Source organism: Flavobacterium collinsii, assembly GCF_902804485.1.
GTDB classification, from domain to species: Bacteria; Bacteroidota; Bacteroidia; order Flavobacteriales; family Flavobacteriaceae; genus Flavobacterium; species Flavobacterium collinsii.
In genome coordinates this window covers 38,858-52,459 of sequence record NZ_CADCST010000113.1, presented here as the reverse complement: position 1 = coordinate 52,459, position 13,602 = coordinate 38,858, and the positions used below count along the sequence as shown (strand labels likewise).

Here is a 13,602-nt window from a genome sequence, read left to right as displayed (position 1 = left end):
CCGAATAAACGATTAAACAAATCAACTTATTTTAAAGTCTTTGACTCATATTTTTAACCATCATTTCTTTCCATGGTCTAAAATCGCCTGCTAAGATATGTTTTCTGGCTTCACGAACCAACCACATATAGAAACCAAGGTTATGAATTGTTGCAATTTGTTTTCCTAAATATTCATTTGCTGCAAACAAGTGACGCAGGTAGGCTTTTGTATATTCTGTATCTACAAAAGTATGCCCCATTTCGTCAATTGGAGAAAAATCAGCTTCCCATTTTTTATTTTTGATGTTAATGGTTCCGTTTGCAGTAAACAACATACCATTTCTGGCATTACGGGTTGGCATTACACAATCGAACATATCGATTCCTAAAGCAATATTTTCCAGGATATTAATCGGAGTTCCAACTCCCATTAAATAACGCGGTTTGTCTTCCGGCAAAATTTCACAAACCACTTCGGTCATAGCGTACATCTCTTCTGCAGGCTCCCCCACAGACAAACCTCCAATAGCATTTCCTTGTTGTCCTGCATTTGCAATATACTCTGCTGACTGACGACGCAAATCTTTATAAGTACTTCCCTGAACAATTGGAAAAAAGGTCTGCTCGTATCCATATTTATAAGGTACTTTATCCAAATGGTTGATACAACGATCTAACCAACGGTGGGTCATGTGCATTGACCGCTGTGCGTATCTGTAATCACATGGATAAGGTGTACATTCATCAAAAGCCATAATAATATCGGCTCCAATGGTACGTTGAATTTCCATTACACTTTCCGGTGAAAAAAAGTGATAAGAACCATCAATATGTGATTTAAACTTTACTCCTTCTTCCTTAATTTTTCTGTTATTTGAAAGTGAATACACTTGGTACCCCCCAGAATCAGTCAAAATATTACGGTCCCAATTCATAAATTTATGCAATCCGCCTGCTTTTTCAAGAATTTCAGTCTGCGGACGTAAATACAAATGGTAGGTATTTCCAAGAATAATATCCGGATTGATATCCTCTTTAAGTTCTCGTTGGTGTACCCCTTTAACAGAAGCCACTGTACCAACAGGCATAAAAATAGGCGTTTCGATTACGCCGTGATCTGTAGTAATACTTCCCGCTCTTGCTTTAGATTGCGGATCTTTTTGTAATAAATCAAACTTCATCTGTTTCTTTTTTCAGTCGGCAAAGATAAGCTAATTTCAGAGAAAACTAATTAGATAATTTGGCAATTAGAAAATTAGATAATTTACATTGTTGGATTACTGGATTGTTCGAATTTTAAACAGTCCTATTATTTAGACAACTTTATTTTTAATACGAAAGAAACCTGAAACTTGAAACCATAATGCGTATTTATCATGAAAAAAATCTAAATTTGATAAAACAGAAAATCCGCTTAATCTCCTCTATAAAAAAAGACAAATACAATGAATTTAGCGCAAAAACTTGGATATCCCGAAAACACCAAACTGTTAATCATTCATGCCGACGATGCCGGTTTATCCCATTCCGAAAATCAGGCCACAATAAAAACACTTCAAAATGGTTTTGTAAATTCCTACAGCATCATGACCCCTTGTCCGTGGTTTTTCGAGATGGCCAATTTTGCCAAAAACAATCCCCAATACGATTGTGGCGTCCATCTCACATTAACCTGCGAATGGGAGAATTACAAATTCGGCCCAGTTCTTCCGCTTTCAGAAGTTTCAAGTTTAACCGATCAAAATGGCCATTTCTATAAATCCAGAGCTGATTTTAAAAATCATGCAAAACCATCAGAAATCAAAAAAGAACTAACCGCTCAAATCGAAAAAGCATTACAATTTGGAATACGACCTACCCATTTGGACTCACACATGTGCAGTATTGGTGTAACTCCTGAGATTTTAGAAATCTACAAAGAACTTGGAAGACAATACAACTTACCGGTTTTTATCAATAAACAATTTCTTGAATCCATTAGCTTATCTAACGAAGAGTACAACTTCGACGACATGCTTTTAACCGATAATCTTTTACTTGGATATTATAACGATTTTGAAAAAGGGGAATTAAGAAATTCGTATTCCAAAGCCTTGGACAATGCTATTCCGGGTTTAAATGTATTCTTGCTACATCCCGCCTATGACAATTTTGAAATGCAGGGCATCACCGTAAACCATCCTAATTTTGGTTCGGCCTGGCGCCAAATCGACTTTGACTTTTTCACTAGCGAAGAATGCGGCAAAAAACTAAAAGAAAACAACATTCAATTGGTTACCTGGCGAGAGATTGGATCAATTAGATAATTAGATAATTTAACAATTAGCCAATTCCCCTTTGAAATCATGGCCTTGCCTTTTTTGTCTTTACAAAACCAAAACAACCCATTTTTTCTCCATATTGACGCAAAAAAGTGGGATAATTTCATCATTAGCGCAAACTAAACCGGAAAATCATTTGTCTCCCCGCAAAATAAAAATTACTTTTGCACCAGTTTAACTTTTACACATAAAATGAAGCCTAACACACAACAATTAAGCGATTTAACTATCCAAGTAAGAAGAGATATTCTTCGAATGGTACATGCTGTCAACTCAGGTCACCCAGGTGGTTCATTAGGTTGTACTGAATTTTTGGTAACACTGTACCAAAACATTATGGAGCGTAAAGAAGGTTTTGATATGGACGGAATTGGAGAAGACATTTTCTTCCTTTCAAACGGACATATTTCTCCTGTATTTTATAGCGTACTAGCACGTAGCGGTTATTTCCCTGTTTCAGAACTTGCCACTTTTAGATTACTAAACTCACGTTTACAAGGACATCCAACAACTCACGAAGGATTACCTGGAGTTCGCATGGCTTCTGGTTCATTAGGACAAGGTTTATCTGTAGCTCTTGGTGCAGCTCAGGCAAAAAAATTAAATGGTGACAATCATTTGATTTATACTTTACACGGAGATGGTGAATTACAAGAAGGTCAAAACTGGGAAGCTATCATGTATGCTTCTGCTAAAAATGTAGACAACCTTATTGCAACTATCGACGTTAACGGAAAACAAATTGACGGAACAACTGACGAAGTTTTGGCAATGGGAAGCCTTCGTGCAAAATTTGAAGCTTTTGACTGGGACGTTCTTGAAATTAAAGAAGGAAACAATATCGATGCTATCATTGCAGGTTTAAACGATGCTAAATCAAGAACAGGAAAAGGAAAACCGGTTTGTATTTTGTTATATACAGAAATGGGGAATGGAGTTGATTTTATGATGCACACACATGCATGGCATGGTAAAGCACCAAACAACGATCAGTTGGCAAGTGCTCTGGCTCAAAACACATCAACTTTAGCAGACTATTAAAAACAGCTTTAAGCCTTAAGCAGTAAGCTTTATGCCTATTGCCTACAGCCTATTGCGTACAGCAAAAAAACAAAAATGAAAAAATACGAAAATACAGGAAGTAAAGATACTCGCTCGGGTTTTGGAGCGGGAATGACTGAACTAGGTCAAAAAAACGAAAAAGTTGTAGCATTATGTGCTGACTTAATTGGATCATTAAAATTTGATGATTTCAAAAAAAATCACCCAGAGCGTTTTTTTCAAATTGGTATCGCTGAAGCAAATATGATTGGTATTGCTGCAGGTTTAACCATTGGAGGAAAAATTCCTTTCACAGGAACTTTCGCTAACTTCTCTACAGGAAGAGTTTACGATCAAATTCGTCAGTCAGTTGCTTATTCTGATAAAAATGTAAAAATTTGTGCTTCTCACGCTGGTTTAACACTAGGTGAAGACGGAGCAACACACCAAATCCTTGAAGATATTGGATTAATGAAAATGTTACCAGGAATGACTGTAATCAATACTTGCGATTACAATCAAACTAAAGCAGCTACTTTAGCATTGGCAGATCACCATGGCCCAGCTTACTTGCGTTTCGGTCGTCCGGTTGTACCTAACTTTACACCTGCTGATGAGCCTTTCGTAATTGGAAAAGCAATTTTATTAAACGAAGGAACTGATGTAACCATTGTTGCAACAGGACACTTAGTTTGGGAAGCTCTTATCGCTGCTGAAGCTCTTGAAGCAAAAGGAATTTCTGCTGAAGTAATAAACATCCACACTATTAAACCTCTTGACGAAGAAGCCATTCTAAAATCATTGGCTAAAACAAAATGTGTGGTAACTGCAGAAGAACACAACATTCTCGGAGGTCTTGGAGAAAGTGTTTCAAGAGTATTAGCTTTAAATAATCCTGCACCGCAAGAATTTGTAGCTGTTAACGATAGTTTTGGTGAATCTGGAACTCCAGAACAACTAATGGAAAAATACAAATTAAACAACCAAGCGATTGTTGAAGCTGTAGAAAGAGTTATCAAAAGAAAATAATTATTTCATTTTCTTACTTTATAAAAAAACCTCGAAAATTACTTTTCGAGGTTTTTTTTCACAACTGATTGTCAAATCATTAATACCAGGATACATTAACAGGCATTGCATGCCCTACCACCGTACAAATAAATGTACCAGAAATAGCATAATTTATATGCGGATTAGCAACAGGAGCTATAAATCTCCACTCTGCTAACAGATACATCTGAGAACCTGATACCGTTGCAGCGGGAAGACTTAACCTATTAGACCAAAAAGAATGTCCGATATCACAAACTGAACAATGAAAACCAACTGTCGTCAAAGTTCGTGGATACATATTCTCTTTCCAACTACATCTCCAAGTAGAGCAAGATCTGTATTGCATCGTAGTTCGCAAATACATTTTGCTCGTCTGAACAGAATTAGTACCACTAAAATAAATGGTTTCATTAAATATTTCAACAACATTTCTATGCCTTGTACCATTCACATTAACTTCTTCACTGACAAATGTTTTTACCAAGTTCTCATTTGGCATAATCCCTCTCCCTGTTCTTTTTCCAGCAGTATCTGCCATACCCAACAACTGCCCGTACACCTCCAATTTATCTTTAAGACTAAAAAGTTCTTCTGGAGTTTTATTAACTTCATTTTCTGATAATAAATAAAAACTACGCTCGTTAAGCCATAACATTTTATTTCCTATCTTCACTTTTGATTCTGCATTTAAAATTGATTTTAATGCATCTGAATAAATCAATCTAGATTTTGATATAATATCTTCCTGCATCACCACTGAATCATTTGAAGTATTCAACAATGCAGTTACTTTTTTATCAGAAATCCACTTTTGAAGCTGATCTTTACTTAAGATTGCTAAATCCGAATACTCTTTTACAAAAGATTCCTCATCTTTAAATGATAACATTTTACCATCTAAAACCGACTCAGAGCTTACTGCAGACTGAGCAACATTCTGATTTTCCTGATCCTCACTACCACACGACAAAGCCGTCGCCACTAAAAACAATGCAAATAATTTTTTCATCTCATTATATTTAAATATTATCCTACAATAATACATAATAAAATAAGACTATAATTACATAAATGCGAGAGTATTTTTAAATAATCAGAAAAAACCCACTTAAAACACTTGCAAAGAGACGATTAAACCAAAGTGCTTTTTCAAACTTTAACACAATACTATTCTTAGATTTTAAACAATTCGTTAGGCATTAACCATAAAAAAACCTCGAAATCACTTTCGAGGTCTTAAAAATTTGCTATAAATTAAAATTTAATTCTGCTTATAAGGAAAGGTATTATCCAAATGAATTCTTTTTCTACCTGGTGCTGTATAATCTGCATCTATGTATTTTCTCGAATTCGTATACGATTCTGGCTTAGTAGGATCTGCAAGCACTCCCGTTGGCCTTCTCGGAATACCCCTTGGTTCAGTTTCATCTACATTAGGAGTTAATGGATTATCTACAACCGGCTCCCAAGGGTAATATTTACTTACACCATAATTAATACCATTTACAATACCAATTTCTCCTGCAGGCTTTGTAATTTCAAATCGGGTTGAAAAACCATCTCCATCATCATCAAAGTCAAGAAAATCAGAAATCCCGTCACCATCGGTATCATACACTTTATCATTTTTTGGCGGATTGGGATACTTAGTCTTATTCAGGCTATAATCATACAAGTAACCATCTCCATTAAGATCTTCCAGATAATCCGGAACCCCGTCTCCTACAAAAACCAGACCCGTTGAAGAAAGAGTATACTCATTATCCATTCTTTGAAGATCGAAAAGCTTAAAACTAAACACTAAGGGAGAATAAGCCGGAACACTATTATCTGGAGGACTTCCAAAATACCCTAATCCTGACGGCAAAAACATAACCCCTGCGCCATAACCACTATAAGTAATAACCCCATTATTATCCGTGCTTGAGGTACCGGTCTTAAACTTCGGAAAAATCTCCGACCACCCTTCAATTACAGTTCTCTCAACTGCATATGGAAACAAATTAAAATATTTCGGGAAATTATTCGAAGTATCAAACAACGTATTATTCAACAAAGTCCCAGTATAAGAACATACAATTTTATCCGTATTGGTGGGAGCACTACCAGTTCCTTTTCTTAAAGTTAAATAATAAACTTTATAGTTGACATCATTACTATATACGTTTCTTGTCTCTAAAAGATATGTCTTTTGATCCCAAATAGAAACATTTCCATCACCTGCGACTATTTTTTTAATCACCACATCCTGATCTTGAGGAGTTCCCGGGCTATTGATAACAGTTATATAATTTGTCTTTAAATATTTCTCAATAGAATCATTATCAGCTTTATATTGCGCAGCATAATCTCTTAATGGCACAGTCACCACCTCATCATCATCTTTTTTACTACAAGAAACCAACGAAACACCCGCAAGCAATAAAATAAAATAATATTTAAATTTATTCATTATTGTTAATTTTTTAGGTGCGCAAGATACAATATTGATTTATTTTTGTAAAGATTTTAACTTTGATTTTAGAAAAATTATGAGAATAGACAAATACCTCTGGTGCGTGCGATATTATAAGACCCGAAACATGGTTACGGAAGCCTGCAAAAAAAACCATATCACTGTAAATGGACAAGTTGCAAAGCCATCCAAAGAGGTTTTTCCTACTGACAGAATTACCTTTAGAAAAGATCAGATCACACAAATTATAACCGTACTCGACATTCCTGAAAGCCGTGTAGGAGCAAAACTGGTTGACATCTACCGAAAAAACGAAACTCCCCCTGAAGCTTATGCACACCTGGAATTGCTAAAACTATCCAAAGAGCATTATCGCAAAAGCGGAACCGGAAGACCTACCAAAAAAGACCGTCGGGATATTGATGAATACGGCAATGAGATTTTTGACGAGGAAGAAGAAGTTTAAATTCAAATTTCTAAAATTCAAATTCCAAAATTTATGTCTGTAAAAACTTTAAACAGGTAAAATCCTAAAAATCAAACCTCAACACTATGATTTCAAAATCCCTTCCCCAACATTGGAATTCGGGATTTAAAAAATTAAAAATTCCATTATCAAAATTGGAATTTGAGTTTTTTATATTGAAATTTAAATTTAGTTATATTAGCAAAAAATTAAATCATGAGCAAAAACATCATCTTAACCAATCAGGAAATCGAACACAAAATAAAACGTATCGCTTATCAGATATATGAAACTTTTGTGGATGAAGACGAAGTTGTAATTGCCGGAATAGCTTCAAACGGTTCTGTTTTTGCTCAAAAGCTCGCTTCGGCCCTAGCCAGTATTTCAACGCTTAAAGTTTCGCTTTGCGAAGTTAAAGTCAACAAACAAAACCCACAGTTCCCTATCACTACATCATTAGCTAAAGAAGAGTACGAGAACAAAGGCCTGGTATTGGTTGATGACGTCTTAAATTCAGGTACTACATTAATATATGCTGTTCGTCATTTCTTAGATGTTCCACTTAAGAAATTCAAAACAGCAGTACTGGTAGACAGAAATCACAAAAAGTATCCTGTAAAAGCCGATTTTAAAGGAATTTCCTTGTCTACTTCTTTATTAGAACATGTACAGGTCGTTTTTGATGAAAACGGCGACAACTATGCTTTCTTAAGCTAAAATCGCTAAAATATCCTGAACCGTTTCTTCGACAGTTTTATCATCAACCGTAACTTTATATTGCGCATGGTTATAATAAAAGCTTCTGTCGAATAAATGTTTCGCGATAAATTCTTTCATTTCCTCTTCATTCATATCAGCGATTAACGGTCGTTTGCTTTTATTATGAATCAATCTTCCATATAAAGTTTCTATCGAAGCCTTTAAATATATCGAAACAACACCCTCTCCTTTTAACAATTCATGATTATTGGCATAACACGGTGTCCCTCCACCTAAACCAATTATACTATTCTCTGAAGATTGGAGCAATTCTACAAACATTTCGTGCTCTAATTTTCTAAAATAGATCTCTCCATGCTGCTCGAAAATCTCATTTATTGATAAATTGACTCTATTTTCGATACATTTGTCTAAATCCAGAAACGGAATATTTGTAATTTTCGACATATTTTGGGCAATCGTTGACTTCCCGCAACCCATATATCCTAACAATATGATTTTTTTCATTTTAATAATACCTTATAAACTAAGAGGTTGTAAATTTTGATTAAAAAAAGACAAATTTATAATAAATAAGCTTGGAAATAATAAAAAAAACTTCTTATATTTGCACCCGCGTTCAAGAAGCGAATATGACTCGATAGCTCAGTTGGTAGAGCACATCACTTTTAATGATGGGGTCCTGGGTTCGAGCCCCAGTCGGGTCACAAACTGTGATTCACAATATAAGTTTCTTGATAGCATTGACTCGATAGCTCAGTTGGTAGAGCACATCACTTTTAATGATGGGGTCCTGGGTTCGAGCCCCAGTCGGGTCACAAAGGTCGAGTATTAATTTACTTGACCTTTTTTAATTTTTGGCCACGTGGAGAAACGGTAGACTTGCCATCTTGAGGGGGTGGTGCTCGTAAGGGCGTGTGGGTTCAAATCCCACCGTGGTCACTAAAAAAGGTAAAATACGCAAAACGTACTTTACCTTTTTTTTTGCTTACACCCTCCATTTCAACGTATTAATTCTTTACTTAAATTTAACTTAAAAGAAGGTTGGATATATCAAAAATAACTTCTTATATTTGCACCCGCGTTCAAGGAAAGAATATGACTCGATAGCTCAGTTGGTAGAGCACATCACTTTTAATGATGGGGTCCTGGGTTCGAGCCCCAGTCGGGTCACAAAAGGTCAGATATTTATTTATCTGGCCTTTTTTTATTTCCTGTCCAGTCATGAAATAACACAACCATTCTCTATTAAAAACTCAAACTAACATAAAAGACAAATTTTTCCCGTCTCTAAATCCTAATCTTTAAAAATTGCTTTTCAGGCCCTTTTTTCTACAGGTAATATGAGAACGCTTAAATATGACCCGATTGGAAATCCATAAGAGCACCTTACACTGCAAAAAAAGCAACATTTTTATATTTTACCATCATTTCGATTCCATACTTCAAATGTTGCTTTTATTAAATTTTTAAATTTTAGTATCACAGCATAGAAACCAAAATCTTTCGTTCTCCCTGAAAAGGCTCCCTGCCATGAGCTGTTAAAACATTATCAAGAACAAGCAAATCTCCTTTGTTCCAAGTAAAATAAACACTATGTTTTCTTGTAACTTCTCTTATTTCATCGAGATACTCCAACGGAATAAAACTTCCATCACCAAAACATGCATATTGAGGCATACTCAATACATCATCCTCATAGCAATCCATCAAAGCTTCGTATATTTGCGGCGGATTAGTTGAAGGATGAAACTGATCCGCCTGATTGAACCAAACCCACTCGGAAGAAATATCATGTTGAACTATCGCCTGTCTATTTTCAATTAGTTGTAAGCTATTATTACTACGCCATTTTATATCAATTTGATTTAATCTGCAATGTTCTTCGACCTCATATTTATTATCTGTTTCAAAAGTCTTCTGCCAGGAAACACCGGCACCGGCACCACCATTAAGATTTCTGATGTACCGAACACCCTTAGTTTTAAATTCGTTTAACAATTCCTCCGAAAGATCATTATATATCTTTCTACTATCAGCAATGACTGTACTCCCTCCAGTATGTGAAGGAACAGAACAGCAAAAAAATATAAACTTAGGCCAGCTACTTGCATAAGAAAGCTCATTGTGGAGAGAAATGAATAAATTTGGCGGATACTCAGTTGATGTATATACTTTATTATGCAGTTTGGTTCTTGGAGAGTTTCCACCAACATAATCCAGGCCATTCCCAGGGAAACTGGAAGTACACTCCTCCAAAGAAATTTCATTATCAACATTAAATCCTCTAAACAAAATTGCCCCATTGGTATGAGTAAATTTTATTATGACATCCATTTCTTCTTTAATAATTTCCTGAAGACTTCTTTTATCATCTTCTTTTTTATACCATATAAATGGCATATTCTCTTCTTTCTCTGACAACATTTAATATATTTATTTAGTTAAAAAACAACAATTTACTCCTGTCTTAGCATACCTTTTTACTTAATTCTTTTTCAAGAACCACTTAAGTATCATTCCTTCCTTAGATCTGTAATTTAAAAGAGAAAAAAAAGCATGTTTTATTTTAAAGAAAAAACGTAAGAATAAACATTCTATAACTCAAATATAAAAGAATAATCAACATTAAAGAATAATCCTGCAAAATATTCACTCGTTACTTTCTTAAGCATGCAGCTCTTCGGAGAACAAAAAAGCAACACACCATTAATTATCAGCATTTTACAAAACAAAAAAAATCATCCCTGAAAACTAAAAAATAGCTCAAAGCACCGTACCTAAATTCATTAAAACAATGTCCATTCTTCACCAAATACTATCTTCTACAATAATTTTAGATATCTTTGAATATTGAATGCCTTAGCTGACTCAAAACATATCAACCAAATTAATACGCTGAATAAGAAAACTTAGAAATACGAAACTTGTCATTGCAATAGAAATAAGACCAATTCTGCAATGAAACAAAACAATGAAAAATAGCTTTTAAAACTCCCTTACCAACAATAAGCCCAATCATTTTCCGTTCGACAATCTAATGAAATTCTACTTTTCGCTACTTCTTATTTTTGTTCTCCCGTATTTTTGCATTGCGCAGATCGACACGACGTACATCAAGCCTTTTGAAAACAAAGCTTCCATACGAACCTATTTGTCGATGAAGTTCATTTCATTACAACAGAAAACAGATGGAGACATTAAAAAATTTATGCCCAACACCCCCATGAGTTTCGGTCTTGGTGTCTCTATAAAAAACACCATAATCGATTTTAGTTACGGACAAGGCCTAAGCTTTCTGAAAGACAAGGAAAAAGGAAAAACCAAAGCACTCGATTTTCAAATCCATAATTACGGACGAAAGTTCATTATTGACCTTTTCATTCAAAAATATCATAGGTTCTACACTGCCGACGATGCTGACAAAAACATACAATTATTCCCTGATCTAAAAATTCAACAATATGGAGCCTTTGGACAGTATGTCTTTAATAACAAAAAATTCTCCTACAAAGCTGCTTTTGTACAAAACGAAAGGCAATTAAAATCTGCAGGAAGCTTTCTGCTTGGCGGAGGCGTTTATTTTTCAAAAATAGGTTCCGACAGTTCTTTTGTATACAAATCCAGAAACTCATTGCGCAATTTTCAATTTGGTATCAGCGGAGGCTATGCTTATACCTGGGCGATCAGCAAAAGATGGTTTACGAGCGGATCGGCAACAATAGGCGTCAATATTGGTAGTGAAAGAATAAACGATTTTGGCAAACAAAGAATCGAAGTTTACCCAACATTTTTCCCCAGAGTTGCTTTTGGATACAACAAAGAGAGATGGTCTCTCGGGTTATCCTATATCAATAATGCTACCTTCTCCTCTTTCTCTGACGACAATAAAAATAACATCGGTTTATCTTCGGGGAATTTCCAGATTAGCGCAATCTGGCGATTAAACACCAATCCTTTTTCAAGTAGAGAAAAATCAGAATAAAACCCAGCATTCTTCGTCTGAAGCTAAAAAACGAACTCCAACCTGAAACTCCAATTTATCAAAAAAGGCCTGGTGTCTATTTACGATTGATCAAAAATTCTGCTACAGCCTCATAAGCAGGCAAAGAATAAGGATCATTTGCAGCATTACCAGCAACTGGGTTAGATGCAAAACGCACAATAACCATATCAGCTTTCGGATCGATGTAAATGACTTGTCCATGTACACCACGCGCACAAAACGCTCCATGTGCATTATGAGTAATCCACCACATATTTCTATAACTCCATCCTTTTAAGAGAGAATATCCAGCTTTAGTAAATGCTTGCTTATTACCGCCTTTCTTAATGTCGTCGATTGCCGCTTTAGGAATAATCTGTTGCTTGCCTACTTTGCCATTGTTTAGAATTAACTGACCAAAACGTGCCATGTCTCTCAAACCAAGATTAAAACCACCTCCGGCAAAAGGTGTCCCAATCACATCAACAGAAAAATAACCATCTTGCTCCGCTCCTATTTTTCTCCATATTTTTTCAGAGAGCACCTCAGCCACTGTTTTTCCGGTAACTCTGGAAATTATCCATCCTAAAACATCCGAATTAACAGTTTTATACCCAAAGCTCTCTCCATGAACTCCTTTTTTCTTAACCGTTGGCAAATATTCATAATATGTTTTTGGCCCTGTATAATCCTTAGGTTTTGGCAATGGATTTCCAGCTGCCGAAAACTTCCATATTTCGGCATTAGGATCAGCATAGTCTTCGCTAAACTGTAGAGCAGTTGTCATGTCCATAATTTCTCTCACAGAAGCATCACCAAACGCCGATTCTTTAAGTTCGGGAATGTAATAGGAAACCGTTTTTGTTGTATCGATCAAGCCTTCTTTTGCCAATATAATACCAAGTGTACCGGTAAACGATTTTGTAACCGACATCGCTGCATGTTGTCCGTCTACCGCTAAGGCTCCAAAGTACTTTTCGTATACCACTTTCCCATGATGCATCACAATCACACCATCGGCATAGACTTTTTGCATAGATACTTCCCAGGTCATCGCTTTTGTTTCCCCCAGAGGAACAAATTTAATCTTGTCAATATCTTTATTGCCGTTTTTTGTTAGTGGTATTGCCGTACCCAATCCACGCGAAACATTTACTGTTGGCATAAACTGGCGCATATGAGCCACGCTCCATCGAAGAGCCGGAAACTGAAAAAAACTTCCATCCTCAAATCGTGGAATCTTATTATCCGGCGGAGGAGAACCTTTCATCCATCCTATCATTATTGGATCACTCTGTGCAGCATCCAAATACATTGTTTTTTCCTGTGCAGCGGTGCTGTTACTCCAAAAAAACATCAAACTAAATAAAAACGGAGACAAAAAAAAGACTTGTTTCATATTATTCTACATTAATTAAGGAACAGTAAAAAACAGGATGTCATTACACTTTCCATTCAATTTAACAATAGAAAAAAACATAACGACATATGCTAAGTTAAGAACTTAATTTCAAACACCTTATGAATCCTATCAAATTTCTACCTCTAACAAGTGTATAAAACCTCTAGATTTAGCCAAA

Annotated in this window: 12 protein-coding genes and 4 tRNA genes; 10 read left to right on the top strand and 6 right to left on the bottom strand. The window is 35.5% G+C overall.

Annotated features, from left to right (window positions below):
- Positions 1–31: 31 nt before the first annotated feature.
- A complete protein-coding gene (gene tgt / locus FLA105534_RS18685; protein WP_041515562.1) occupies positions 32–1,162 on the bottom strand; it encodes a tRNA guanosine(34) transglycosylase Tgt in 1,131 nt (376 codons plus the stop codon).
- 264 nt (positions 1,163–1,426) lie between these two features.
- On the opposite strand from tgt, the gene FLA105534_RS18680 reads away from it, so the two are divergent.
- From FLA105534_RS18680 to FLA105534_RS18670, 3 genes are all read left to right on the top strand, one after another.
- Complete coding sequence (locus FLA105534_RS18680; protein WP_173967604.1) at positions 1,427–2,287, top strand: polysaccharide deacetylase family protein; 861 nt, start codon at positions 1,427–1,429, stop codon at positions 2,285–2,287.
- Positions 2,288–2,494: 207 nt separating this feature from the next.
- Positions 2,495–3,343, top strand: coding sequence for a transketolase (locus FLA105534_RS18675; RefSeq protein ID WP_173967603.1), 849 nt, complete (start codon positions 2,495–2,497; stop codon positions 3,341–3,343).
- Between the two features lie 75 nt (positions 3,344–3,418).
- Complete coding sequence (locus FLA105534_RS18670; RefSeq protein ID WP_173967602.1) at positions 3,419–4,372, top strand: transketolase family protein; 954 nt, start codon at positions 3,419–3,421, stop codon at positions 4,370–4,372.
- A 79-nt stretch (positions 4,373–4,451) separates the two neighbouring features.
- On the opposite strand, the gene FLA105534_RS18665 is transcribed toward FLA105534_RS18670, so the two are convergent.
- Both FLA105534_RS18665 and FLA105534_RS18660 read right to left on the bottom strand, forming a co-directional pair.
- Positions 4,452–5,405, bottom strand: coding sequence for a hypothetical protein (locus FLA105534_RS18665; protein ID WP_173967601.1), 954 nt, complete (start codon positions 5,403–5,405; stop codon positions 4,452–4,454).
- 252 nt (positions 5,406–5,657) lie between these two features.
- Positions 5,658–6,848: an FKBP-type peptidyl-prolyl cis-trans isomerase gene (locus FLA105534_RS18660; RefSeq protein ID WP_173967600.1), complete on the bottom strand. Its 1,191-nt coding sequence runs from the start codon at positions 6,846–6,848 to the stop codon at positions 5,658–5,660.
- 79 nt (positions 6,849–6,927) lie between these two features.
- On the opposite strand from FLA105534_RS18660, the gene FLA105534_RS18655 reads away from it, so the two are divergent.
- Positions 6,928–7,317: an RNA-binding S4 domain-containing protein gene (locus FLA105534_RS18655; RefSeq protein ID WP_173967599.1), complete on the top strand. Its 390-nt coding sequence runs from the start codon at positions 6,928–6,930 to the stop codon at positions 7,315–7,317.
- Positions 7,318–7,533: 216 nt separating this feature from the next.
- A complete protein-coding gene (locus FLA105534_RS18650) occupies positions 7,534–8,034 on the top strand; it encodes a phosphoribosyltransferase domain-containing protein (RefSeq protein WP_173967598.1) in 501 nt (166 codons plus the stop codon).
- Here the strand turns inward: FLA105534_RS18650 and FLA105534_RS18645 are convergent.
- Positions 8,026–8,544, bottom strand: coding sequence for a shikimate kinase (locus FLA105534_RS18645; protein WP_173967597.1), 519 nt, complete (start codon positions 8,542–8,544; stop codon positions 8,026–8,028). The genes FLA105534_RS18650 and FLA105534_RS18645 overlap by 9 nt on opposite strands.
- 127 nt (positions 8,545–8,671) lie before the next feature.
- Here FLA105534_RS18645 and FLA105534_RS18640 point away from each other — a divergent pair.
- The 4 genes from FLA105534_RS18640 (at position 8,672) to FLA105534_RS18625 (ending at position 9,210) form a co-directional block, all read left to right on the top strand.
- Positions 8,672–8,744: transfer RNA gene (locus FLA105534_RS18640), tRNA-Lys, on the top strand.
- Between the two features lie 38 nt (positions 8,745–8,782).
- A tRNA-Lys gene (locus FLA105534_RS18635) sits at positions 8,783–8,855 on the top strand.
- Positions 8,856–8,896: 41 nt separating this feature from the next.
- Positions 8,897–8,979: transfer RNA gene (locus FLA105534_RS18630), tRNA-Leu, on the top strand.
- Positions 8,980–9,137: 158 nt separating this feature from the next.
- Positions 9,138–9,210 (top strand) — tRNA-Lys (locus FLA105534_RS18625).
- Between the two features lie 309 nt (positions 9,211–9,519).
- On the opposite strand, the gene FLA105534_RS18620 is transcribed toward FLA105534_RS18625, so the two are convergent.
- Positions 9,520–10,464 (bottom strand): TauD/TfdA family dioxygenase, encoded by a 945-nt coding sequence (locus tag FLA105534_RS18620; RefSeq protein WP_173967596.1) that lies wholly within the window; start codon positions 10,462–10,464, stop codon positions 9,520–9,522.
- 613 nt (positions 10,465–11,077) lie between these two features.
- On the opposite strand from FLA105534_RS18620, the gene FLA105534_RS18615 reads away from it, so the two are divergent.
- The gene (locus FLA105534_RS18615) at positions 11,078–12,022 is read left to right on the top strand and encodes a DUF4421 family protein (RefSeq protein ID WP_173967595.1); all 945 of its coding nucleotides are present in this window, start codon (positions 11,078–11,080) and stop codon (positions 12,020–12,022) included.
- A gap of 76 nt (positions 12,023–12,098) precedes the next feature.
- Here FLA105534_RS18615 and FLA105534_RS18610 read toward each other — a convergent pair whose 3' ends face one another.
- On the bottom strand, positions 12,099–13,421 hold the full coding sequence (locus FLA105534_RS18610) for a serine hydrolase domain-containing protein (RefSeq protein ID WP_173967594.1): 1,323 nt from the start codon (positions 13,419–13,421) through the stop codon (positions 12,099–12,101).
- Positions 13,422–13,602: the final 181 nt, after the last annotated feature.